This window comes from Rhodococcus sp. RDE2, from assembly GCF_020885655.1.
GTDB classification, from domain to species: domain Bacteria; phylum Actinomycetota; class Actinomycetes; order Mycobacteriales; family Mycobacteriaceae; genus Rhodococcus; species Rhodococcus pyridinivorans.
The window spans coordinates 3,347,565-3,370,235 of record NZ_AP025186.1; the positions used below are offsets into that span (position 1 = coordinate 3,347,565).

A 22,671-nucleotide genomic window follows, 5' to 3' on the forward strand; every position below is an offset into this window, starting at 1 on the left:
TTACGTCGTTCTACAGAGCAAAAATGGACGGTGCTCAGCGTTCGCCGAGCACCTCACCGATATATCTCGCAACGGTGGCGACCGATGCGATGGTTCCCGGATAGTCCATCCGGGTGGGGCCGAGCACTCCCAGACCACCGAAGACCGTACCCGCGGCCCCGTAACCGGTGGACACGACCGAGGTGGTGCGCATCTCCTCGAACTGGGTCTCCTCACCGATGCGGACGGTGACCCGGCCGGCGTCCTGGCTGGACGCGAGCAGTTTGAGCACCACGACCTGCTCCTCGAGGGCTTCGAGGACCGTACGCAACGAGCCCGGCACCATGCCGTGGCCGTCGAAGTCGGCGGCGTTGCGGGTGAGATTGGCGGTGCCGCCGAGCACGAGACGCTCCTCGGGATGCTCGACGAGGGTCTCCACCAGCACGGTGGTGCACCGGATGAGCGCGTCGCGCAGATCGTCCGGTGCGTTGTCGGCGAGCTCGGTGACCGCGACGGACGCCGCGGCGAGCCGCTTGCCGGTCAATGCCCCGCCGAGCAGCTCACGCAGCCGCGACAGGCCGTCCTCGTCGATCACGTCGCCGAGTTCGACGATGCGCTGATCGACACGGCCCGAATCGGTGATGAGCACGAGCAGCAGCCGTGCCGGTGTCAGCCCGACCACCTCGAGATGACGCACGGACGACGCCGAGAGCGTCGGGTACTGCACGATCGCCACCTGGCGGGTGAGTTGCGCGAGCAACCGCACCGCGCGGCGCAGCACGTCGTCGAGGTCGACGCCCGATTCGAGGAACTGCAGGATCGCGCGCCGCTCGGCCGACGAGAGCGGCTTGACCTCCGCGATCCTGTCGACGAACTGGCGGTAGCCCTTGTCGGTGGGCACGCGTCCCGAGCTCGTGTGGGTCTGTGTGATGTATCCCTCTGCTTCGAGCACAGCCATGTCGTTGCGGACCGTAGCGCTGGACACACCGAGGTTGTGCCGGTCGACGAGAGTCTTGGAGCCGATCGGCTCCTTGGTGGACACGTAATCCGCCACGATGGCGCGCAAGACCTTGAATCTCCGCTCCTCGGTACTCGACAACCCGCCACCTCCGTTTCCGCCGCCTGCAGGACTGCACCTCTCGGGGCCGTACCCTGCCAGTCTAATCGCGCGACGACCTCGAAGGTGTCGGGCACGTGTGCGACACCACCCCGAACCGGAAGCGACGCCGTCGGCGCGTCCCCCGTAATGTGTCCGCATGATCTTCAAGGGCGTCCGGGACGGCAAGCCGTATCCCGATCACGGACTGTCTCTGCGCGACTGGTCGAGGATTCCGCCCCGTCAGGTGCGCCTCGACGAGATCGTCACGACGACGAAGGTGCTCGAACTCGACCGGCTGTTGTCGGAGGATTCGACCTTCTACGGCGATCTGTTCCCGCACGCCGTCCAGTGGCAGGGCGTGCTGTATCTCGAGGACGGACTCCACCGTGCCGTGCAGTCCGCGCTGCGGAACCGGCCGGTGCTGCACGTGCGTGTCTTCGAGTACGACGTGCTGATTCCCGGTGGCGTGCCCGACCCGGGCGCCGAGGTTCGGGGCCCGTCTCCCGCATAGCCCGATCAGGGGTGGATTCGCCCCGTTTCGACCGACGTCCGACGGACCGCCCGAGCTCTCGGACACCGACCGGGAAGGAATGGCATGGGCGAGACGTTCGGCCGCTACGAACTGCAGACCCGGCTCGGCCAGGGCGGGATGGGTCAGGTGTGGTGCGCATTCGACTCGGTCACCGATCGTCAGGTCGCGGTCAAGGTCCTGCCGCCGGAACTCGCCGACGACGCCGGATACCGCGCGCGTTTCGATCGTGAGGCCCGGGCCGTCTCCAAGCTCCGCCATCCGAACATCGTCCCGATCCACAATTTCGGTGAGATCGACGGACGGCTGTACATCGACATGGCCCTGCTCGAGGGCGAGGATCTCGGCACCGTCCTACGACGTGAAGGTTCCCTGCCGCTCGACCGCACCGTGCGCGTGATCGGCCAGGTCGCTGCGGCTCTCGACGCCGCACACGATGCGGGACTGGTGCACCGGGACGTCAAACCGGCCAACATCGTGCTGCACCCCAGCGGCCATACCTATCTGATCGACTTCGGGATCGCACATGCCGACGGTCAGACCGCGCTCACGCGCGAGGCCGGAGCGATCGGCACTCTCGCGTACATGGCCCCGGAACGCTTCGACGGCCGATCCGGGCCGGGTTCCGACATCTACGCGCTGACCTGCGTGTTGTTCCAGTGCCTCACCGGACGAGCACCGTTCGCCACCGACAGCACCGCTCAGCACGTCGCCTCCCATCTCACGAAACCGCCGCCGCGTCCGACCGACCTCGTGCCCGGCCTCCCTGCCGCGCTGGACGGCGTCGTCGCGCGTGGGATGGCCAAGCGGGTCGAGGATCGGTATCGCCGGGCCGGTGAACTCGCCGAGGATCTGGCCCGGAGCACGATGGACCGACGGCCGCCGCGCGGGGCACCGGTCCCGCTCCGGAAGGTCGAGCCCGGACCGCCGCCCACGGCGGTGATCCCGCCGACCGCGGTGAATCCACCGGCCTTCTCGAACGCTCCTACCTTCCCGAACCGACCCACGATGGGGTCTCCTCCCCCACCACCGTCGCGTGCGCCGCGCCGCGGTGCGGTCGTGGCACTCGCGGTCGCCGCCACTGTGATCGCGCTGGGCGCCGCGCTCGTCTTCGTCCTCGGGCGGGACACCGGCGACTCGTCGTCCGCCGTTGCCACGACTCCGCTTCCGGCGGAGACCTCCGCGCTCTCCACCGTGCCGTCCTCACCCGAATCGACCTCGTCGGAGTCACCGCCGAGTTTCGAGCGCATGGCGACCTTCGTGCGGGACTACTACGGGTTGCTGCCGGACGACACCGAACAGGCCTGGGCGCTGTTCGATCCCCACTACGCGGGGAAGGTCGGCCGGGCCGGGTTCGACGAGTTCTGGCCGACGATCCGCTCCGTCTCGGTGGACGCGGTCGAGCCCCGCGATGCGTCGAGTGTGATCGTCACCCTCACGTTCGTCACCGTCGACGGCCGGACCGAGTCCGAGAAGCGCTGGGTGTCGGTGGTCGAGAACCGTGGCCAGCTGTCGGTCTACGACTCGGAGCGCATCGGAGCAGCATGACGCGACCGGTCGGTCGGAGCGGCGTGACGCGACCGACCGGTCAGTCGTCCGCGCCGAGCAGGATGGTGCGGACCACCGCGTCGGCGAGCAGCCGGCCCCGGTCGGTGAGCACGAGATGGTCATCGCGCTCCACGGCGAGACCGTCGGCGACCACCGTCTCCGCTGCCTCGCGCTCGCCGTCGTCGAGTTCCGACAACGGCAGGCCCGTGCGCAGCCGCACGGTGAGCATCACGAGTTCGGTGTGCCGGTCCTCGGCCGTGAGGTGTTCGCTGCCCCCGACGGGCAGGACTCCGTCGGCGAGGGTCGACGCGTAACGGGCGGGATGCTTGACGTTCCACCAGCGCACGCCGCCGACATGGCTGTGCGCGCCCGGCCCGGCGCCCCACCAGTCGCCGCCGTCCCAGTAACCGAGGTTGTGGGCGCAGCGCGCCGACGGATCGTCGGCCTTCGCCCAGTTGGACACCTCGTACCAGGTCATTCCGGCGTCGGCGAGTCGCACGTCGATCCGCTCGTACCGCGATGCGAGCACGTCGTCGTCCGGGGCCGGCAGCTCGCCGCGACGGACACGGCGGGCGAGGGCGGTGCCGTCCTCGACGATGAGCGCGTACGCCGAGACGTGGTCGACGCCCGCTTCGAGCACGGCGTCGAGGGAGGCGTCGAGATCGGCATCGCGCTCGCCGGGAGTGCCGTAGATCAGATCGAGGTTGACGTGGCCGAAACCGGCCGCGCGCGCTTCCTTCGCCGCCGCGACGGGACGCCCGGGTGTGTGGGTGCGGTCGAGGACCGCCAGCACGTGCGGCGCCGCGGACTGCATGCCGAGCGACACGCGGGTGTATCCGGCCTCGCGGATCGACGAGAAGAACTCCGTGGAGGTCGACTCCGGGTTCGATTCGGTCGTCACCTCGGCGCCGGGGGCGAGCCCGAACGAGTCGCGGATCGCGTCGAGTACCTGCGCGAGACCGTCCGCGCCGAGCAGCGAGGGCGTTCCGCCGCCGACGAAGACCGTCTCGGCGGCGGGGGCCGGTCGTCCGGCCTCGGACAGCAGCCGGGCACCGGCGTCGAGTTCGCGGCGCAGACCCTCGAGCCAGGACTGCGGCGAGGCCGCGCTGCCGAGTTCCCCGGCCGTGTAGGTGTTGAAGTCGCAGTAGCCGCAGCGGGTCGCGCAGAAGGGCACGTGCACGTACACGCCGAACGGTCGCGTCCCCACGCCGGCGAGTGCCGAAGCGGGAAGTTCGAGACCGGCCGGACGACCCGCGATACCGATTTCCGTGCCGGTGCGTCGACCGATCTCAGTGCTGTTCACGCCCTCCAGTGTTCCAGAGACCCGAAGGGCGGTTCCGCGCGCGACGCCCCTACCTCGACATTTCCCGAAAATTGGGTGGAAATACCGCCCGCAATTCGGAATCGCCCCGGTGACATGGCACAATGGTCCGCATGACAGGACACGGAGTGCGACTCGTGGCGCGACGCCACGTCGACTTCAAGCGCGTCTGCGCATCCTGTTGTCTGCCTTGCGCCGCTTGTCTCTGCGCCGACTGTCTCTAGTCGGCACTCCCCGGCACATCCCAGATCCCGCCGGGTCGAAGCATGCGTGCACGAGGTCAGCCCCCTCCTGCGCTCGTCGATCCGGTTCCAGCGAATATCAGGAGACCCTGTATGTCGTCGACCACCGACGTCACGCCCGCCGACGAGTCGGCCACTCCCGCCCGCCGCGCGCGTCCCGCCAAGCGTCGCGCCGAGGGCCAGTGGGCCCTCGGTTACCGCGAGCCGCTCAACGCCAACGAGCAGACGAAGAAGGACGACAACCCGCTCAACGTCCGCAAGCGTATCGAGAACATCTACGCGCAAACCGGTTTCGACGGAATCGACAAGAGCGATCTGCGCGGCCGCTTCCGCTGGTGGGGTCTGTACACCCAGCGCGAGCAGGGCTACGACGGCACCTACACCGGTGACGAGAACATCGACCTGCTCGAGGCGAAGTACTTCATGATGCGGGTGCGCTGCGACGCCGGCGCCCTGAATCTCGCGCAGCTGCGCACGATCGCCGGTATCTCCACCGAGTTCGGTCGCGACACCGCCGACCTGTCCGATCGCGAGAACGTCCAGTACCACTGGATCGAGGTCGAGAACGTCCCGGAGATCTGGCGTCGTCTCGAATCGGTCGGTCTGAAGACCACCGAGGCGTGCGGCGACTGCCCCCGCGTCGTGCTCGGTTCGCCGCTCGCCGGTGAGTCCCTCGACGAGATCATCGACGGCACTCCGGCGATCGACGAGATCGTGAGCCGCTACATCGGCAACCCCGAGTACTCGAATCTGCCGCGCAAGTTCAAGACCGCGATCTCCGGCCAGCAGGACGTCGTGCACGAGATCAACGACGTCGCCTTCATCGGCGTCGAGCACCCCGAGCACGGCCCCGGCTTCGACCTGTGGGTCGGCGGCGGTCTGTCCACCAACCCGATGCTCGCGCAGCGGGTCGGCGCGTGGGTGCCGCTCGAGGAGGTCGCCGATGTGTGGGAAGGCGTCGTCGCGATCTTCCGCGACTACGGCTACCGCCGGCTGCGGTCCAAGGCACGCCTGAAGTTCCTCATCAAGGACTGGGGCATCGAGAAGTTCCGCGAGGTGCTCGAGACCGAATACCTGAAGCGTCCGCTGATCGACGGCCCGGCCCCGGCTGCACCGGAGCGTCCGATCGATCACGTCGGAGTCCAGAAGCTGCGCAACGGCCTCAACGCCGTGGGTGTCGCGCCGATCGCCGGTCGTGTCTCGGGCACGATCCTGTCGAAGGTCGCCGACGCCGCCGAGCGTGCGGGTTCGGACCGGATCCGGTTCACCCCGTACCAGAAGCTGATCGTGCTCGACGTGGCCGACGACAAGGTCGAGCAGCTCGTCACCGAGCTCGAGGCGCTGGGTCTGCCGGCTTCCCCGTCGCCGTGGCGCAAGAACCTCATGGCGTGCACGGGAATCGAGTTCTGCAAGCTGTCCTTCGTCGAGACGCGCAAGCGTTCGCAGGCTCTCGTGCCCGAGCTCGAGGAGCGTCTCGCCGACATCAACGCGCAGCTCGACGTCCCGGTGACGATCAACATCAACGGCTGCCCGAACTCGTGCGCGCGCTCCCAGATCGCCGACATCGGCTTCAAGGGTCAGCTCGTCGACGACGGTGAGGGCAACCAGGTCGAGGGTTTCCAGGTGCACCTCGGCGGTGCGCTGGGCTTCGACGCGAAGTTCGGACGCAAGCTGCGCCAGCACAAGGTCACCAGCGCCGAGCTCGGCGACTACATCGAGCGGGTGGTGCGCACCTTCGTCAAGGAGCGCGCGCCCGGCGAGCGCTTCGGCGAATGGGTCGTCCGCGCCGAGGAGGCAGACCTGCGATGACGGGCACTGCTGCAGCGGTCGACACGAAGACGGATCGGGAAGGGACGCGATGACGATCGATACGAACATCGACGAGCTCCGAAGTATTGCCGCGCAGGGGGCGGCAGAACTCGAAGGTGCGTCGGCGCAGGAACTCCTGCGGTGGACGGACGAGACCTTCGGTACCCCCACCACCGACGGTGGACGTAGCGGGTACATCGTCGCGTCCAACATGCAGGACGGTGTCCTGGTCCATCTGGCCGCGCAGCAGCGCCCCGGCGTGGACGTGCTGTTCCTCGACACCGGCTACCACTTCGCCGAGACGCTCGGCACGCGCGATGCGGTGGAGCAGGTGTACGGCGTGAACATCGTCAACGCCCGGGCGCAGCAGTCCGTCGCGGAGCAGGACGCCCTGCTCGGCAAGGATCTGTTCGCTCGCGACCCGAACGAGTGCTGCCGCCTGCGCAAGGTGGTGCCGCTGAAGGAGAGTCTGAAGGGCTACCGCGCCTGGGTGACCGGCATCCGCCGTGTCGAGGCGCCCACCCGCGCGAACGCACCGCTGATCTCGTTCGACGACGCGTTCGGACTGGTGAAGATCAATCCGATCGCGGCATGGTCCGACGAGGACATGCAGAACTACATCGACGAACACGGGATCCTCGTCAATCCCCTCGTCGACGAGGGCTACCCGTCCATCGGGTGCGCCCCGTGCACCACCAAACCACTTCCCGGAGCCGATCCGCGCAGCGGGCGCTGGGCCGGCCGAGCCAAGACCGAATGCGGGTTGCACGCCTCATGACACTCACCGATACGAATCCCACCGACACCCGGACGCTGCTGGACGGCAACCGTTTCGACACCCTCGACGCCCTCGAGTCGGAGGCGATCCACGTCTTCCGCGAGGTCGCGGGCGAGTTCGAGCGCCCCGTCATCCTGTTCTCGGGAGGCAAGGACTCCACCGTCCTGCTGCACCTCGCGATCAAGGCGTTCTGGCCCGCGCCGCTGCCCTTCGCGCTGTTGCACGTCGACACCGGCCACAACCTCCCCGAGGTCCTCGAGTTCCGCGACCACGTCGTCGAGAAGTACAACCTGCGACTGCACGTCGCGAGCGTCGAGGACTACCTCGCCGACGGCCGGCTCACCGAGCGTCCCGACGGCATCCGCAACCCGCTGCAGACCGTGCCGCTGCTCGACGCGATCTCGGAGAACCGGTTCGACGCCGTCTTCGGCGGCGGTCGCCGCGACGAGGAGCGTTCGCGCGCCAAGGAGCGCATCTTCTCGCTGCGCAACGCATTCGGTCAGTGGGATCCGAAGCGTCAGCGTCCGGAGCTGTGGAATCTGTACAACGGGAAGCATGCACCCGGTGAGCACGTGCGGGTCTTCCCGCTGAGCAACTTCACCGAACTCGACATCTGGCGCTACATCGCCCGCGAGAACGTCGAACTGGCGAGCATCTACTACGCGCACGAGCGTCCCGTCTACCGCCGCGACGGCATGTGGATGACCCCGGGTGTCTGGGGTGGTCCGGCCGAGGGTGAAGAGCTCGAGACGCGTTCAGTGCGCTACCGCACCGTCGGCGACGGATCGACCACCGGCGCGATCCTGTCCGAGGCCTCCACGAACGAGGAGATCCTCGCCGAGGTCGCGGCATCACGACTGACCGAGCGCGGCGCCACCCGCGGCGACGACCGGGTTTCCGAAGCGGCGATGGAAGACCGCAAGCGAGAGGGCTATTTCTGATCATGAGCGACCTTCACGAGCGGAGCGTGCAGAGCGACACGCAGCTGCTGCGCCTCGCCACCGCCGGTTCGGTCGACGACGGCAAGTCCACCCTGGTGGGCCGGCTGCTCTACGACACCAAGTCCGTACTCGCCGACCAGATCGACGCCGTCACCCGCGCGTCGGTCGACCGCGGCCTCGACACCCCCGACCTGTCGCTGCTCGTCGACGGCCTGCGCGCCGAGCGTGAGCAGGGCATCACCATCGACGTGGCCTACCGCTACTTCGCGACGCCGAAGCGCAGCTTCGTCCTGGCCGACACGCCGGGTCACGTCCAGTACACCCGCAACACGGTGTCGGGTGCGTCCACAGCGCAGCTCGTCGTCCTGCTGGTCGACGCGCGCAAGGGTGTCGTCTCGCAGACCCGTAAGCACGCCGCCGTGCTGGCCCTGCTCGGTGTGCCGAAGCTCGTCCTCGCGGTCAACAAGATCGACCTCGTCGAGGATCCGGCCTCGGTGTTCGCGCAGATCTCCGCCGAGTTCGGCGAACTGACGAGCTCGCTCGGCTGGGCCCCCGAGGACGTGCAGGAGATCCCTGTCTCCGCGCTGCACGGCGACAACGTGGCGGTGCGCAGCGAGAACACCCCCTACTACGACGGCCCGACCCTCATCGAGTACCTCGAGTCGGTCCCCGTCGACGCCGACGTGCACGGCCGGCACGAGACCGGTCTGCGCTTCCCGGTGCAGTACGTGATCCGTCCCCGCACCGCCGAGTTCCCCGACTACCGCGGCTACGCCGGTCAGGTCGCGGCAGGCTCCGTGCGCCCCGGCGACGAGGTCGTCGTGCTGCCGTCCGGTGTCCGCACCACCGTCGAGCGCATCGACAGTGCCGACGGCGCATTCGATGTCGCGCACGCCGGCCGGTCGGTGACCCTGGTGCTCGCCGACGACGTCGACGTCTCCCGCGGCGACATCATCGCCACCCCGGAGGCGGCACCCGAGCCGCTGTCGGAGTTCGAGGCCACCGTGTGCTGGCTCGCCGAGAAGCCGCTGCGTCCCGGCGCCCGGCTGCTGCTCAAGCACGGCACCCGCACCACGCAGGCCATCGTCGGCACGATCGACGAGCGGTTCGACGAGCAGAACCTCTCCTCCGTCCCGAGCCCGGACAGCATCGAGCTCAACGAGATCGCGCGCATCACGGTGCGTGTGGCCGAGCCGATCGCCGCGGACGACTACCGCGTCAACCCCCGTAGCGGCAGCTTCCTGCTCATCGATCCGGCCGGGGGCAACACCCTGGCTGCGGGTCTCGTGGGCGACGGACTCGCCGACATCGAGCTCGGGGACCGCGTCCCGGCATGATGCCGCTCGTCGCCGTCGCGCACGGCAGCCGCGACCCGCGTTCGGCGCGGGCCGTGGCTGCCGCGCTCGACACCGTCCGGGCCGAGAACCCCGGTCTGGACGTGCGACTCGCGTTCCTGGACCTGAACACCCCCTCGGTCGGGCAGGTCCTCGACGCGCTCGCCGCGGACGGGCATCGGCAGGTCGCGGTGGTGCCACTGCTGCTCGGCAGCGCCTTCCACGCGCGGGTCGATCTGCCGGCCCTGTTGCACGAGGCGCAGCAACGTCATCCGTTGCTCGAGGTGCTGTGCTCGCCGATCCTCGGCGACGACGATCTCCTCGTCGACGCGGCTCGCGACCTGATCACGGCCACGGGGGTGTCGGTCGATGATCCGTCCGTCGGTGTCGCGGTGTGCGCGGTGGGATCGCGGCGCCCCGAAGCGAACCGGGCGACAGAACTCGTCGTGCCCCGCATCCTCGCCGGGACGGCGTGGACGCAGGCCGCGGCGTGCTTCGCCACCACCGGCCCGTCGGTCGGAACGACCCTCGCCGATCTCACCTCCCGCGGCGCACGCACCGTCGTGCTGACGCCGTGGATCCTCGCCCCCGGACTGCTGTGGGACCGCGCCTGCGCCGAGGCCGAGAGTCTCGGGCACGTGCGGGTCGCGGAAACTCTCACCCGGCACGATGCCGTCGCGCGGGTGATCGCCCAGCGCTACACCGAGGCCGTGCACCGCCGGCGCGGACTGCGCGTGGCCTGAGTCGCGTCCGACTCTCCGCCCGAGTTCACGCACGATTCGCATTCCTCCGCTACAACGGAGTCACAGTCGTCGTTCGACGACATCGGTGATCCGGGAGGACCTCGCGTGCAGAACGAACTCCGTCGCTACATCGACCGGCTCCGCACGGAGGGCTATTCGGTGCGCGACGACCACGGTGAGGACCCCGATCTGATCGACATCGAGGGCCGGGCCGTCGACACCTGGCGGGAGAACTATCCGTACGACACCCGGATGGACCGCGCCACCTACGAGGTCGAGAAGTACCTACTGCAGATCGAACTGCTGAAGTTCCAGTCGTGGGCCAAGGACAACGGGTCCAAGCACATCATCGTGTTCGAAGGTCGCGACGCCGCCGGCAAGGGCGGCACCATCAAGCGGTTCCAGGAGTACATCAACGTCCGGCACGCCCGGACCGTCGCGCTCAACAAGCCGTCCGACCGCGAGCAGGGCCAGTGGTACATGCAGCGCTACATCCAGCACTTCCCCACCGCCGGTGAGCTCGTGCTGTTCGACCGCTCCTGGTACAACCGTGCCGGGGTCGAACGCGTCATGGGGTTCTGCAGCGACGACGAGTACGAACGCTTCATCACTCAAATCCCGATGTTCGAGCAGCTCATCGTCGACGCCGGGATCTCGCTGACCAAATTCTGGTTCTCGGTCACGCAGAACGAGCAGCGCACGCGGTTCGCGATTCGCCAGCTCGACCCCGTCCGCCGCTGGAAGCTGTCGGAGATGGACCTCGAATCGCTCGACAAGTGGGACCAGTACACCGAGGCGAAGGAAGAGATGTTCCGTCGCACCGACACCGATCACGCCCCGTGGACGACGATCAAGTCGAACGACAAGAAGCGGGCCCGGATCAACGCGATGCGGTTCTTCCTGAACCAGTTCGAGTACGACGACAAGGACCGCCAGATCGTCTTCCCGGCCGACCCGAAGATCGTCCAGCGCGGCAAGGACGCCGTCGGCGACTAGCTGCCGGGAGGTCGTGCTCCGGGCGTGCCGAGGCGCGCAGGGCTGGCGCGCAGCCTGTGATCCGTACCACACTGGACGGTGACGCGAGGAGGTAGCATGGGCACAGCCAATGTCGGTCACGGAATCGTCGTCGGCATCGACGGATCGGACAGCGCACTCGATGCGGCCCGGTGGGCCGCGTGCGTCGCCCAACGTCTCGGCGAACCGATCGACCTGGTGCACGTTCATCCCCCCACCTCCGACAACGGGACCGACCCGTCGGAGGCCGTTCTCACCGCCGCGGAAGCAGCCGTTCGTGGCGCAGTCGACCGGGTGGAGGTCCGGCGGTCCACCCCGTCTGGCAAGCCGGATCGTGTGCTCACCGACCTGTCGCGCGAGGCACGGATGATCGTTCTCGGTCACACCACCACCACCGAATGGCAGTCGATGGTGCGGCGTTCCGACGTCGTGTCGGTGGCCAACCACGCCGAATGCCCGGTGGTGACGTGGCGCAGCCGCGAGGGATTCCAGCCACCCGACGGTCGTCCGGTCGTCGTCGGCGTGGACGGCACCGAGGTCAGTGCGGGGGCCGTCGAGCACGCGTTCGCGACCGCGGCGGCGCTCGAGGCACCGCTCGTCGCGATCCACACGTGGACGGAGCAGTCCACGCTCACCTACGGCGAGGGGTCACGGTTCACGGACTGGACGGCCTACGTCGAGTACCGGAGGGAGGAGATGAGGTCGAACACCTCCGGGCACACCGAGCGGTTCCCCGACGTCGAGGTCTCCTACCGGGTCGAGCGGGGCAAGCCCGACATCGTCCTGCTCGAGGAGTCCAAGAGCGCCCAGCTCGTGGTGGTGGGCAGCCACGGGCGGAGTCCGCTGGCCGCTGCGGTGGTCGGCTCGAGCAGCCAGGGACTGATCCACCACAGTTGCTGTCCGGTCATGATCTGCCGGGCCCACCACCGGTCGGAGACCGAAGCGCACTGACCCGGCGCGCATGAGCCCGACGCCGGCGTTCGGTTACTGCGCGGCGGTACCGAGCGGGGCGGCCTCGGACGCGGCGGGAGCGTGCGCGTAGACGGTATCGCCCGCGACGAGCCCCAGGTCGTGGGCTTCGCCGCGGGTGATCTGCGTCGTGAACTGCTCACCGGTCGCGTCGTTGCGCAGTTCGACACGTACCTCGAAGCCCAGCCGGACGACACGCTCGACGGTCGCCCGCGTGACACCGACCGAGCCGCCGGACGTGTCGGAGAGCGCGGGTTGCCGGGCGAGCCGGATGTCGTGCGGCCGCACCAGCACGCCGTTGAGCTTGGACACCGTGCCGAGGAACGACATCACGAAGCTGTTCGCCGGGCGATCGTAGAGTTCCTCGGGCGTTCCGACCTGTTCGATGCGTCCGGCGTTCATCACCGCGATGCGGTCGGCGACGTCGAGCGCCTCCTCCTGGTCGTGCGTGACGAGCACGGTGGTCACGTGCACCTCGTCGTGCAGGCGGCGCAGCCAGGTCCGCAGGTCGGCGCGGACCTTTGCGTCCAGGGCACCGAACGGCTCGTCGAGCAGCAGCACCTGCGGGTCCACCGCGAGGGCACGCGCGAGCGCCATGCGCTGACGCTGGCCGCCGGACAGCTGCGCCGGATAGCGTCGCTGGAATCCGCCGAGCCCGACGATCTCGAGCAGGTCGTCGACCCGCTTCGTGATCTCGGCCTTGGGGCGCTTGCGGATCTTGAGTCCGAAGGCGACGTTCTCGCGCACGGTCATGTGCTTGAACGCGGCGTAGTGCTGGAACACGAACCCGATGTCGCGCTTCTGCGGGGTGACGCCGGTGACGTCCTTGCCGGCGATGTGGACGCTGCCCGCGTCGAGGGTCTCGAGGCCCGCGATCGAGCGCAGCAGGGTCGACTTCCCCGAACCCGACGGGCCGAGCAGGGCGGTGAGCGAGCCGGACGGGATGTCGATGTCGACGTCGTCGAGTGCGGCGAAGTCTCCGTAGTTCTTGCGCGCCCCGGTGACGGTGATCATTCGGTGCTCCTCTTCCGGTCGAGCAGGGTCATCAGCAGCAGGACGATCACCGCGATGGCCATGAGCAGGGTCGCGGCGCTGTAGGCGCCGAAGGTGTTGTGGTCGTCGATGTACCGGGCGTGCACGAGCAGCGTCAGCGTCTGGGAGACGCCGGGGAAGCCGGACGAGACCATGATGACGGCACCGAACTCGCCGAGGGCTCGCGCGACGGTGAGGACGATGCCGTAGGTCAGGCCCCAGCGGATCGCCGGCAACGTGATCCGCCAGAAGGTCTGCCAGGTGTTCGCGCCGAGGGTCGCGGCGGCCTGTTCCTGCTCCTCCCCGATCTCGCGCAGCACCGGTTCGACCTCGCGCACGACGAACGGCAGCGTCACGAAGATCGTCGCGAGCACCATGCCCGGCAGGCCGAAGATCACCTTGAAGCCGAGATCCTCGACGGCACCGAACCATCCGTTGGCGCCCCAGAGCATGATCAGGGCGACACCCACGACGATCGGCGAGACCGCGAAGGGCAGGTCGACGACGGCCTGCAGCAGTCCCCTCCCCGGGAATCTGCCGCGGACGAGGGCCAGCGCGACGACGATGCCGAAGATCACGTTCACGGGTACGACGATCGCGACGATCAGCAGCGACAGGTTCAGCGCCGAGATCGCGGCGGGGGTGCTGATCGACTCGGCGAACGCCACGATGCCGTTCTCGAAGGTTCGGTAGAGGATCACCCCGATCGGGACGAGCAACAGTACGAACAGGTAGGCGAGCGCGACGAAGCGCAGCGACAATCGGGATGCGAGGGACGGTTTCACCGGTCGTCCTCCTCTCGGCGCAGCCCCCGGTTCGCGACCAGGCGCAGGACGAACAGCACGACGAAGGCGATCACCAGCAACGCGACGGAGACCGCGGCGGCGTTGACCGGCCGGTCGATCTCGATCTGCTGCTGAATGTACTGCGACGCGACCTGCGTCTTGTACGGGATGTTGCCGCCGATGAGCACGATCGAGCCGTACTCACCGATGGCGCGGGCGAATGCCAGGCCGGTGCCGCCGAGGACGGCCGGTGCGAGCACGGGCAACACGACCGTGCGGAAGATCGTGAAGTTGCCGGCTCCGAGCGAGGCGGCGGCCTCCTCGACCTCACGGTCGGCCTCGATGAGCACCGGCTGCACCGAGCGCACCACGAACGGCAGCGTGACGAATGCCAGCGCCACCACCAGTCCCGGCTCGGTCGCGTTGAGCTGCACACCGATCGGGCTCTGCGGCCCGTACAGCGAGAGCAGCACGATGCTCGCGACGATCGTCGGCAGGGCGAAGGGCAGGTCGATGAGGGCGTTGACGAACTTCTTCCCCGGGAACTCGTCGCGGACGAGCACCCAGGCGATCACCGTGCCCATCACCGCGTTGATCGCCGCGACGACCAGCGAGACGACGACGGTGATCCGCAGGGTCGCCAGGGCGGCCGGCGCGGTGATCGCATCGACGAAGGTCCCGAGACCGTCGGAGACGGAGTGGAAGGCCAGGGCCGCGAGGGGAAGCAGGACGATCAGGCTCAACCACAGGGTGGCGATGCCGATACCGAGGGGCCCGACGGCGCCGGTGAACATCCGGCGACGTGGTCGGGCGGGGGCCGTGGCGGACGGCCCGCGACGCGAACCCGCCGGGGCGGGAGACGAATCTCCCGACCCGGCGGTGTGTTCCGAGACGGTCACGCGCGTGCTCTACTTCGTGGCGTTGTCGTAGATCACCGCGATGGTGCCGGTGCTGTCGGCGAACAGCTCCTCGTTCACGGTCTCCCAGCCGCCGAGATCGGCGACGGTCCACAGCTTCTCCGGCTGCGGGAACTCGTCGGCGAACTCCTCGGCGACGGTCGGGTCGACGGGCCGGAACCCGGTCTCGGCCCACAGGCGCTGGGCGTCGGGGGTGTACAGGAAGTCGTTGAATGCCTGCGCGACCTCGACGTCCTTCGCGTTCTTCAGCACCGCCGCGGGGTTCTCGATCTTGAACGTGACGGGCGGGGTGACGTGCTCGACGGGGTCGCCGTTGCGCTCGATGAACAGCGCCTCGTTCTCGTAGCTCAGCAGCACGTCGCCGGTGCCCTGCAGGAAGGTCTCGGTGGCCTCGCGACCGGACTTCGGCTGCACCTTCACGTGGTCGGTGACCAGTGCGTCGACGTAGTCGATGCCGGCCTGCGGGTCGGCGCCGCCGTTGCTCTTCGCGGCGTAGGGGGCGAGCAGGTTCCACTTCGCCGAACCCGAGCTGAACGGGTTGGGGGTGACGACCTCGACGTCCGGCCGGAGCAGGTCGTCCCAGTCCTGGATGTTCTTCGGGTTGCCCTCACGGACGACGATGGTGACGACCGATCCGAACGGGATCCCGTTGTAGGCGTTGTCGTTCCAGTTCTCGTCGACGAGGCCCGCGTCGACGAGACGGGTGATGTCGGGTTCGACGGAGAAGTTCACGAAGTTGGCCTCCGCGCCGTCGCGCACCTTGCGGGACTGGTCTCCGGAGGCGCCGTAGGACTGCTGGAAGACGACGCCTTCCCCCTCCTCGGTCTCCTGGAAGGCGGGGATCAGCGAGTCGAATCCGACCTTGGGCACGGCGTAGGCGTAGAGGTTGATCGTGCCACCGGATCCGTCGCCGCCGCTCTCGGCTCCGACGGTGTCGCTCGAACCGCCGGCGCAGGCGGTGAGGGAGAACGCGGTGACCGCGGCGAGCGCCGCGACGACGAACCTGGAACGTTTCATGACGAGCCTCCTGAGGGGCTGTTTCGAGGGGGATGAACGCGACCGGCCACCGGACGAGGGGCTGCCGGGATCCGACCGGCCGGGATTCGCGAGGATGCAGCACCGACGGACGCGAGGATCCGGAAGACGGGGACCGCAGAGAAGAAGGGTTCAGCGACAACAGTCGATGTCGGCGACCGAAGGCATGCCCACAGCGATCAACGCCAACTCATGGCGGATGCGGGGCAGCGTGGTCGCGGACACGCGGCAGAGATTAGCAGAGGTCGAGGATCGACCGAAATCGACGATTCGGACACCGGGCGTCGAGCACCGGACCGGATGCGCGAGCGGCGTGCTCACATGGAGACGAGCCATGCGACGACGACGATGATCAACAGCGCGATCAGCGCCAGGGTCACGCGCGAACGCGGCATGTCAGCAATCCTCCGTCGTAGTGGCGGGCGAGTCCGTCTCTCCACGGCCGAGCAGTCCGAAGACACCGGCCATCGCCCGATCGAGCAGCCATGCGACCCCGAAGCAGGCCGGCACCAGCACTGCGAGCACCAGGGCCACCTGAGGGACGAAGGACAGGCCCGCGAGCCACAGCTCGAAGCCGTCCCACCACGAAGCCACCCGATCCATTGCCTACACCCTAGTAGGTTCGGCAACCGTCCTGCGATCCGCCCGGCCCGCGGTGATCATGGAGGGATGGACCACCACCACTCCTCCTCACCGCTGTCGGGGGCACCCTTCCGACGGAGTCCGTTCCCGCCGATCGACGACTACGCATTCCTCTCGGATTGCGAGAGCACCTGCCTGATCGCGCGTGACGGCACCGTGGAGTGGATGTGTGTGCCCCGTCCTGACTCCCCGAGTGTGTTCGGGTCGCTGCTGGACCGCAGCGCGGGACATTTCCGGTTGTCGCCGCACGACCGCACCGTTCCTGCGGCACGCCGGTACCTGCCGGGCGGTCTGGTGCTCGAAACGACCTGGCAGACCGACACGGGTTGGATGATCGTGCGGGACGCGCTGGTCATGGCGCCCTGGTACGACGTCGAGGAGCGCTCGACCACGCACCGCCGGACCCCGTCCGACTGGGAGTCCGAGCACATGCTGCTGCGCACGGTGCGCTGTGTGAACGGGACGGTGGATCTGTACGTCAGCTGCGAGCCCGCCTTCGACTACCACCGCGGCCGCACCGAATGGAGCTACACCGGCAAGGTCTACGAGGAGGCCACCGCGGTGTGCCGGAATGCGCCGGACGAACATCCGACGCTGCGCATGACGACGGATCTGCGTCTCGGGATCGAGGACCGCGAGGTCCGCGCGCGTCGTCGACTCCACAAGGGCGACACGGCGTTCGTCGCCCTGTCGTGGTCGGACTGCCCGATGCCGCACACCTTCGACGAGGCCGCCGTGAAGATGGCCGCCACCCAGGACTACTGGCGCGAGTGGATCACGACGGGCCGCTTCCCGGATCACCCCTGGCGCACCTACCTGCAGAGCAGCGCGCTGACGCTCAAGGGACTGACCTACAGCCCGACCGGGGCGCTGCTCGCCGCGTCGACGACCTCTCTGCCGGAAACCCCTGGCGGAAGACGCAACTGGGACTACCGCTACGCATGGGTGCGTGATTCGACGTTCGCATTGTGGGGCCTGTACACACTCGGGTTCGACCGGGAGGCCGACGATTTCTTCTCGTTCATCCTCGACGTCTCGCGCGACGCGGACGGCATGAGATATCCGCTCCAGGTCATGTACGGGGTGGGTGGTGAGCGCGAATTGCCCGAGTCCACCCTCGCGCATCTGAGCGGCTACGACGGCGCGACCCCGGTCCGGATCGGCAACGACGCCTATCACCAACAGCAGCACGACATCTGGGGCACGCTGCTCGACTCGGTGTACCTGCACGTCAAGTCCCGCGGACACTTTCCCCAGACGTTGCTGCACACCCTGCGCCGGCAGGTCGAGGAGGCGGCGGCCAACTGGCGCAAGCCCGATCGCGGCATCTGGGAGGTGCGCGGCGAACCCCAGCACTTCGTGTCGTCGAAGGTCATGTGCTGGGTTGCCCTCGATCGCGGCGCGAAACTCGCCGAGCTGCAGGGCCGCCCCGACTACGCCCGCAAGTGGACGGCCGTCGCCGACGAGATCAAGGCCGACGTCCTCGAACACGGCGTCGACGAACGCGGTGTCTTCACCCAGCGGTACGGTCACCCGTCGCTCGACGCCTCGGCTCTGCTGATCCCCTTGCTGCGCTTCCTGCCCGCGGACGATCCCCGCGTGCGGGCCACGGTGCTGGCGATCGCCGACGAACTCACCGAGGACGGACTGGTGCTGCGCTACCGCGTGGAGACCACCGACGACGGACTCGCGGGTGAGGAGGGTTCGTTCACCATCTGCTCGTTCTGGCTGGTCTCGGCGCTCGTCGAGATCGGTGAGGTCGAGCGGGCCGCCGCACTGTGCCAGCGCCTGCTCGACTACGCGAGCCCCTTGAAGCTCTATGCCGAGGAGATCGACACCGAGACCGGACGTCATCTGGGGAACTTCCCGCAGGCGTTCACCCACCTGGCGCTCATCAACGCCGTCGTCCACGTCATCCGCGCCGAGCGGGAGATCGGAGCGGGCAACTTCCGGCCCGCGCATCTCGGGCCGTGAGCCGGTCTCAGGCGTTCGCGACGGCCTCGAGCTGCGGCCGGATCACGTCGAGCGCATAGCCGATCGACAGCGACGAGGGCGTGTTGAACGCGACCACCGTCGGGAAGTCGACGACGGCGAGACCGCCTCCGGTGACGGCGGGCAACCGGTCGAATCCGGGCAGGGCCATCAGGTCCTGCTCGGTTCCGCCGCGCGGCAGGATGATCAGTAGATCGGCGACCAGGGCGTCGACGCGTTCGGGACCCAGCACGACCCGCCCCTGGGAGGCTCCGCCCTCCGCGACCAGCGCGGGCGGCAGCGTCATGCCCAGCTGCGTGAACAACGCCGCCGCCCCGTCATTCGGATCGGCAACCACGACGACCTGCTGCTCGTTGGTGACGTACTGCGACAGCGCGGCGGTCCGGCCCTCGAGTCCCGGCAGAGCGGCCTCCTCGATCTCGGCGTTGCGGTCGGCGATGATCCGCTCGGCGTCGTCGGTGCGGCCGAGGACCTCACCGAGCACACGCACCTGTTCGTCCCAGCGGTCCACGCCGGTGTCGCCGAGAGGCCCGATCGTCGGCGCGACCGCGGAGATCGTGTCGTAGTCGTTCTGCGAGGCGATCTGCCAGGCGCCGAGGATCAGGTCGGGTTCGAGAGCGGCCACCTCCTCGACGGGCACCGACGTCTCCGCCGTCGGACTCAGCGCCACCGCATCCGGGGAGACGCCGGTCTGCCAGGGGTAGAGTCCGCGATCGTCGCCGTACGAGCCTGCGCTGTAGTACGCGACCGGCTGCACTCCGAGTTCGACGAGGGCGTCGAGCCATTGGCTGGAGGTCGCGACGATCCGCTCGGGTGTGCCCTCGATCGTCGTCGTGCCGTAGGAGTGCTCGACGGTGACGGTCTCGCCACCGGCAGTCGCGGGTTCGTCGGTGTCCGTCGAGCATGCTACGAGACTCGGGACGGCGAACAGTACGAGCGCTACCGCGGAGAGAACGACTCGACGCATGGGCGACCTCCATTTCAGGTGAGGCTCACCTTAACTCGAGTGGGGACGTCCGTGTGCCGATGCCGTCCTCAGCGGAAGCGGGACAGCAGGGTCTCCGCCTGCTCGGCGATACCCCGGATGACCTCGCCCGCGGGTCGCTCGGACCGCACCAGACCGGCGGCCTCCCCCGCGTAGACCACTCCGATGTCGGGATCGTCGCCCGTGTACGCGGCGGCGAGGGTGTCCTCGTCGGCGCCCCGACCGTGCCACTCGTCGGTGAAGGCGTTGCGCAGGGCACGTCCGCCCCAGCGCGCCGGCCACGGCTGGTGCCGGGCCTTGTCGAAGACGTCGGTGTAGACGGTGTCGGCGCTGCCGGCCTCCACGAGCCGGCCGCGGGCGTAGTCGGGGCCGACGGTCTCCGGGCTGGCGAGCAACGCCGTCCCGACCAGGGCGCCCTGCCCACCGGCTGCGAGCACCGCCGCCAGACCGCGACCCGTGGCGATGCCACCTGCGGCGAGCACGGGCAGCGACGTCGACTCGAGCACCTCCTGCAGCAACGGAAGGGTGCCGATCCGGCCAGTGTGCCCACCGGCCTCATGGCCCTGCGCGATCACCGCATCGACACCCGCCGCCTCGACCACCCGCAGATCGTCGATCGTGTTGATCTGCGAGAGGACGATCGCTCCGGCCTCGTGGACGCGCTCGACGTAGGGTGCGGGATCGCCGAACGAGAGCGTGACCAGTTGCGGGCGGTGCTCGAGCACTGCGGTGAGGAGGCTGTCGTCGTCGGCGAGCGCCCAGGTCATCAGACCGAATCCCACAGGCCCACCACCGATCTCGCGGGCGGTGCGCACCTCGCCCTCGATCCACTCGGCGGTGTTGTAGCGGGCGGCGCCGATGAGTCCGAGGCCGCCGGCCCGCGTCACCTCGCCCGCGAGCCGCCCCCCGGCCCGGCCGCCCATGGGCGCACCCAGCAGTGGAACGGAGATTCCGAGTTCACGGGTGAGCCAGGTGTCGAGCACGCGAATCCTTCCGGTGGGCGTCGCAGCAGGGACGACTACTTCTTCGGCTTGTCGGACGAGGCCTCGGACGACAGCGCGGCGACGAACGCTTCCTGCGGCACGTCGACGCGGCCGATGGTCTTCATCCGCTTCTTGCCTTCCTTCTGCTTCTCGAGCAGCTTGCGCTTACGGCTGATGTCGCCGCCGTAGCACTTGGCGAGAACGTCCTTGCGGATCGCCCGGATGTTCTCACGGGCGATGATCTTCGAGCCGATCGCAGCCTGGACGGGCACCTCGAACTGCTGCCGCGGGATGAGTTCCTTGAGCTTGGTCGTCATCTTGTTGCCGTAGGCGGCAGCGGCGTCCTTGTGGACGATCGCGCTGAACGCGTCGACGGCCTCGCCCTGCAACAGGATGTCGACCTTGACCAGCGCGGCCTCCTGCTCGCCGGCCTCCTCGTAGTCCATCGAGGCGTAGCCGCGGGTGCGCGACTTCAGCGAGTCGAAGAAGTCGAAGATGATCTCGGCCATCGGCAGCGTGTACCGCAGCTCGACGCGGGTCTCGGACAGGTAGTCCATGCCGCCGAGCTCACCGCGCCGCGACTGGCACAGCTCCATGATCGAGCCGATGAACTCGCTCGGGGCGATGATGGTGCACTTGACGATCGGTTCGTAGATCTCGCGGGCCTTGCCCTCGGGCCAGTCGGACGGGTTCGTCACGACGACTTCCTGACCACCTTCGAGCACGACGCGGTAGACGACGTTGGGGGCGGTGGAGATCAGGTCGAGGCCGAACTCGCGCTCGAGGCGCTCGCGGGTGATCTCCATGTGGAGCAGACCGAGGAAGCCGCAACGGAAGCCGAATCCGAGGGCGACGGACGTCTCGGGCTCGTAGGTGAGCGCAGCGTCGTTGAGCTGGAGCTTGTCGAGCGCGTCGCGCAGCACCGGGTAGTCGGAACCGTCGACCGGATACAGGCCGGAGTAGACCATCGGGCGCGGTTCGCGGTAGCCGGTGAGCGGCTCCTCCGCACCGTTGCGGGCGGTGGTGACGGTGTCGCCGACCTTCGACTGGCGCACGTCCTTCACGCCGGTGATGAGATAGCCCACCTCGCCGACGCCGAGACCGGCGGTGGCCTTGGGTTCGGGCGAGACGATGCCGACCTCGAGCAGTTCGTGGGTCGTGCCCGTCGACATCATCTTGATCTTCTCGCGGGGCACGATCTTGCCGTCGACCACACGCACATACGTCACGACGCCGCGGTAGGTGTCGTAGACGGAGTCGAAGATCATGGCGCGGGCAGGCGCGTCGGCGTCACCGACCGGCGGCGGCACCTGGCGGATCACGGCGTCGATGAGTTCGGGGACGCCCTCGCCGGTCTTGCCGGAGACCCGGAGCACGTCGGACGGCTCGCAGCCGATGATGTTCGCGATCTCACCGGCATAGCGGTCGGGGTCGGCCGCGGGCAGGTCGATCTTGTTGAGGACCGGGATGATCGTCAGGTCCTTGTCGAGCGCGAGGTAGAGATTGGCGAGGGTCTGCGCCTCGATGCCCTGCGCGGCGTCGACGAGCAGGACCGCGCCCTCGCACGCCTCGAGCGCGCGGGAGACCTCGTAGGTGAAGTCGACGTGGCCCGGGGTGTCGATCAGGTGCATCACGTAGTCTTCGCCGTCGAGCTTCCACGGCAGACGTACGTTCTGCGCCTTGATCGTGATGCCGCGCTCGCGCTCGATGTCCATGCGGTCGAGGTACTGGGCGCGCATCTGCCGCTCCTCGACCACCCCGGTGAGCTGCAGCATCCGGTCCGCGAGCGTCGACTTTCCGTGGTCGATGTGCGCGATGATGCAGAAGTTCCGGATCTTTGCGGGGTCCGTGAACGTGGTGTCGGCGAAGGTGCTGATGTCGTGCTCCTGACTCGGACTGGCAGCGGCCTGCAGACCGCGGTCACCCTGCAGAATATCCAAGTCGGGCGGCGGCCGGGACTTCGCCCGGGTCAGGTCCGGTTAAGCTCGGTTCCC

At 68.4% G+C, this 22,671-nt stretch carries 21 protein-coding genes; 10 read left to right on the forward strand and 11 right to left on the reverse strand.

The features are described from left to right. Positions 1–34: 34 nt before the first annotated feature. Positions 35–1,078 carry a heat-inducible transcriptional repressor HrcA gene (hrcA, locus tag LPH33_RS15620; RefSeq protein WP_016695462.1) on the reverse strand — a complete coding sequence of 348 codons (1,044 nt, stop codon included), beginning with the start codon at positions 1,076–1,078 and terminating at the stop codon, positions 35–37. A 157-nt stretch (positions 1,079–1,235) separates the two neighbouring features. On the opposite strand from hrcA, the gene LPH33_RS15625 reads away from it, so the two are divergent. Together LPH33_RS15625 and LPH33_RS15630 are read left to right on the forward strand one after the other, a co-directional pair. After that, positions 1,236–1,589 (forward strand): type II toxin-antitoxin system VapB family antitoxin, encoded by a 354-nt coding sequence (locus tag LPH33_RS15625; RefSeq protein WP_060651486.1) that lies wholly within the window; start codon positions 1,236–1,238, stop codon positions 1,587–1,589. Positions 1,590–1,673: 84 nt separating this feature from the next. Next, positions 1,674–3,155 (forward strand): serine/threonine-protein kinase, encoded by a 1,482-nt coding sequence (locus LPH33_RS15630; RefSeq protein ID WP_229565091.1) that lies wholly within the window; start codon positions 1,674–1,676, stop codon positions 3,153–3,155. 40 nt (positions 3,156–3,195) lie between these two features. Here LPH33_RS15630 and hemW read toward each other — a convergent pair whose 3' ends face one another. Beyond that, positions 3,196–4,419, reverse strand: coding sequence for a radical SAM family heme chaperone HemW (gene hemW, locus LPH33_RS15635; protein WP_229568353.1), 1,224 nt, complete (start codon positions 4,417–4,419; stop codon positions 3,196–3,198). Between the two features lie 392 nt (positions 4,420–4,811). Between hemW and LPH33_RS15640 the strand changes: the two genes are divergently transcribed. The 7 genes from LPH33_RS15640 (at position 4,812) to LPH33_RS15670 (ending at position 12,288) form a co-directional block, all read left to right on the forward strand. After that, positions 4,812–6,527: a nitrite/sulfite reductase gene (locus tag LPH33_RS15640; RefSeq protein ID WP_088897211.1), complete on the forward strand. Its 1,716-nt coding sequence runs from the start codon at positions 4,812–4,814 to the stop codon at positions 6,525–6,527. 49 nt (positions 6,528–6,576) lie between these two features. Next, complete coding sequence (locus LPH33_RS15645) at positions 6,577–7,305, forward strand: phosphoadenylyl-sulfate reductase (protein ID WP_016695466.1); 729 nt, start codon at positions 6,577–6,579, stop codon at positions 7,303–7,305. Then, the gene (gene cysD, locus LPH33_RS15650; protein ID WP_088897210.1) at positions 7,302–8,246 is read left to right on the forward strand and encodes a sulfate adenylyltransferase subunit CysD; all 945 of its coding nucleotides are present in this window, start codon (positions 7,302–7,304) and stop codon (positions 8,244–8,246) included. The genes LPH33_RS15645 and cysD overlap by 4 nt, the downstream gene beginning before the upstream one ends. Positions 8,247–8,248: 2 nt before the next feature. Beyond that, a complete protein-coding gene (locus tag LPH33_RS15655; protein ID WP_229565092.1) occupies positions 8,249–9,583 on the forward strand; it encodes a sulfate adenylyltransferase subunit 1 in 1,335 nt (444 codons plus the stop codon). Next, positions 9,580–10,323 (forward strand): sirohydrochlorin chelatase, encoded by a 744-nt coding sequence (locus LPH33_RS15660; RefSeq protein WP_229565093.1) that lies wholly within the window; start codon positions 9,580–9,582, stop codon positions 10,321–10,323. The genes LPH33_RS15655 and LPH33_RS15660 overlap by 4 nt, the downstream gene beginning before the upstream one ends. A 105-nt stretch (positions 10,324–10,428) precedes the next feature. After that, positions 10,429–11,319 (forward strand): polyphosphate kinase 2, encoded by an 891-nt coding sequence (gene ppk2, locus LPH33_RS15665; RefSeq protein WP_120279713.1) that lies wholly within the window; start codon positions 10,429–10,431, stop codon positions 11,317–11,319. A gap of 96 nt (positions 11,320–11,415) precedes the next feature. Further along, complete coding sequence (locus tag LPH33_RS15670) at positions 11,416–12,288, forward strand: universal stress protein (RefSeq protein WP_229565094.1); 873 nt, start codon at positions 11,416–11,418, stop codon at positions 12,286–12,288. A 33-nt stretch (positions 12,289–12,321) separates the two neighbouring features. Here the strand turns inward: LPH33_RS15670 and LPH33_RS15675 are convergent, their stop codons facing one another. From LPH33_RS15675 to LPH33_RS15695, 6 genes are all read right to left on the reverse strand, one after another. After that, positions 12,322–13,320 carry a sulfate/molybdate ABC transporter ATP-binding protein gene (locus tag LPH33_RS15675; protein WP_088897206.1) on the reverse strand — a complete coding sequence of 333 codons (999 nt, stop codon included), beginning with the start codon at positions 13,318–13,320 and terminating at the stop codon, positions 12,322–12,324. Further along, positions 13,317–14,123, reverse strand: coding sequence for a sulfate ABC transporter permease subunit CysW (cysW, locus tag LPH33_RS15680; RefSeq protein WP_145692437.1), 807 nt, complete (start codon positions 14,121–14,123; stop codon positions 13,317–13,319). Before cysW ends, LPH33_RS15675 begins: the two co-directional genes overlap by 4 nt. After that, complete coding sequence (gene cysT / locus LPH33_RS15685) at positions 14,120–14,917, reverse strand: sulfate ABC transporter permease subunit CysT (protein WP_016694104.1); 798 nt, start codon at positions 14,915–14,917, stop codon at positions 14,120–14,122. The genes cysW and cysT overlap by 4 nt, the downstream gene beginning before the upstream one ends. A 114-nt stretch (positions 14,918–15,031) precedes the next feature. Then, the gene (locus LPH33_RS15690; protein WP_145692438.1) at positions 15,032–16,057 is read right to left on the reverse strand and encodes a sulfate ABC transporter substrate-binding protein; all 1,026 of its coding nucleotides are present in this window, start codon (positions 16,055–16,057) and stop codon (positions 15,032–15,034) included. 150 nt (positions 16,058–16,207) lie between these two features. After that, complete coding sequence (locus tag LPH33_RS26910) at positions 16,208–16,300, reverse strand: Ms4533A family Cys-rich leader peptide (RefSeq protein ID WP_315899260.1); 93 nt, start codon at positions 16,298–16,300, stop codon at positions 16,208–16,210. 171 nt (positions 16,301–16,471) lie between these two features. Beyond that, positions 16,472–16,678: a hypothetical protein gene (locus LPH33_RS15695; RefSeq protein ID WP_016694101.1), complete on the reverse strand. Its 207-nt coding sequence runs from the start codon at positions 16,676–16,678 to the stop codon at positions 16,472–16,474. Between the two features lie 66 nt (positions 16,679–16,744). Between LPH33_RS15695 and LPH33_RS15700 the strand changes: the two genes are divergently transcribed. Then, positions 16,745–18,691, forward strand: coding sequence for a glycoside hydrolase family 15 protein (locus LPH33_RS15700; RefSeq protein WP_160875637.1), 1,947 nt, complete (start codon positions 16,745–16,747; stop codon positions 18,689–18,691). Between the two features lie 7 nt (positions 18,692–18,698). Here the strand turns inward: LPH33_RS15700 and LPH33_RS15705 are convergent, their stop codons facing one another. The 3 genes from LPH33_RS15705 to lepA form a co-directional block, all read right to left on the reverse strand. Then, positions 18,699–19,676 carry an ABC transporter substrate-binding protein gene (locus LPH33_RS15705; RefSeq protein WP_160875639.1) on the reverse strand — a complete coding sequence of 326 codons (978 nt, stop codon included), beginning with the start codon at positions 19,674–19,676 and terminating at the stop codon, positions 18,699–18,701. Between the two features lie 68 nt (positions 19,677–19,744). Then, the gene (locus LPH33_RS15710) at positions 19,745–20,677 is read right to left on the reverse strand and encodes an NAD(P)H-dependent flavin oxidoreductase (RefSeq protein WP_160875641.1); all 933 of its coding nucleotides are present in this window, start codon (positions 20,675–20,677) and stop codon (positions 19,745–19,747) included. Between the two features lie 35 nt (positions 20,678–20,712). Further along, positions 20,713–22,608 carry a translation elongation factor 4 gene (lepA, locus tag LPH33_RS15715; RefSeq protein ID WP_237451241.1) on the reverse strand — a complete coding sequence of 632 codons (1,896 nt, stop codon included), beginning with the start codon at positions 22,606–22,608 and terminating at the stop codon, positions 20,713–20,715. Between the last annotated feature and the right edge of the window lie 63 nt (positions 22,609–22,671).

What these genes read in the sequence shown, in the direction of transcription:
- LPH33_RS15625 (WP_060651486.1), top strand. Translation starts at nt 1,236, where the DNA reads ATGATCTTCAAGGGCGTCCGGGACGGCAAGCCGTATCCCGATCACGGA.
- LPH33_RS15660 (WP_229565093.1), top strand. Translation starts at nt 9,580, where the DNA reads ATGATGCCGCTCGTCGCCGTCGCGCACGGCAGCCGCGACCCGCGTTCG.
- cysD (WP_088897210.1), top strand. Translation starts at nt 7,302, where the DNA reads ATGACACTCACCGATACGAATCCCACCGACACCCGGACGCTGCTGGAC.
- LPH33_RS15670 (WP_229565094.1), top strand. Translation starts at nt 11,416, where the DNA reads ATGGGCACAGCCAATGTCGGTCACGGAATCGTCGTCGGCATCGACGGA.
- LPH33_RS15675 (WP_088897206.1), bottom strand. Translation starts at nt 13,320, where the DNA reads ATGATCACCGTCACCGGGGCGCGCAAGAACTACGGAGACTTCGCCGCA.
- LPH33_RS15705 (WP_160875639.1), bottom strand. Translation starts at nt 19,676, where the DNA reads ATGCGTCGAGTCGTTCTCTCCGCGGTAGCGCTCGTACTGTTCGCCGTC.
- cysT (WP_016694104.1), bottom strand. Translation starts at nt 14,917, where the DNA reads ATGTTCACCGGCGCCGTCGGGCCCCTCGGTATCGGCATCGCCACCCTG.
- LPH33_RS15690 (WP_145692438.1), bottom strand. Translation starts at nt 16,057, where the DNA reads ATGAAACGTTCCAGGTTCGTCGTCGCGGCGCTCGCCGCGGTCACCGCG.
- LPH33_RS15695 (WP_016694101.1), bottom strand. Translation starts at nt 16,678, where the DNA reads ATGGATCGGGTGGCTTCGTGGTGGGACGGCTTCGAGCTGTGGCTCGCG.
- LPH33_RS15655 (WP_229565092.1), top strand. Translation starts at nt 8,249, where the DNA reads ATGAGCGACCTTCACGAGCGGAGCGTGCAGAGCGACACGCAGCTGCTG.
- LPH33_RS15645 (WP_016695466.1), top strand. Translation starts at nt 6,577, where the DNA reads ATGACGATCGATACGAACATCGACGAGCTCCGAAGTATTGCCGCGCAG.
- LPH33_RS15640 (WP_088897211.1), top strand. Translation starts at nt 4,812, where the DNA reads ATGTCGTCGACCACCGACGTCACGCCCGCCGACGAGTCGGCCACTCCC.
- LPH33_RS15630 (WP_229565091.1), top strand. Translation starts at nt 1,674, where the DNA reads ATGGGCGAGACGTTCGGCCGCTACGAACTGCAGACCCGGCTCGGCCAG.
- LPH33_RS15700 (WP_160875637.1), top strand. Translation starts at nt 16,745, where the DNA reads ATGGACCACCACCACTCCTCCTCACCGCTGTCGGGGGCACCCTTCCGA.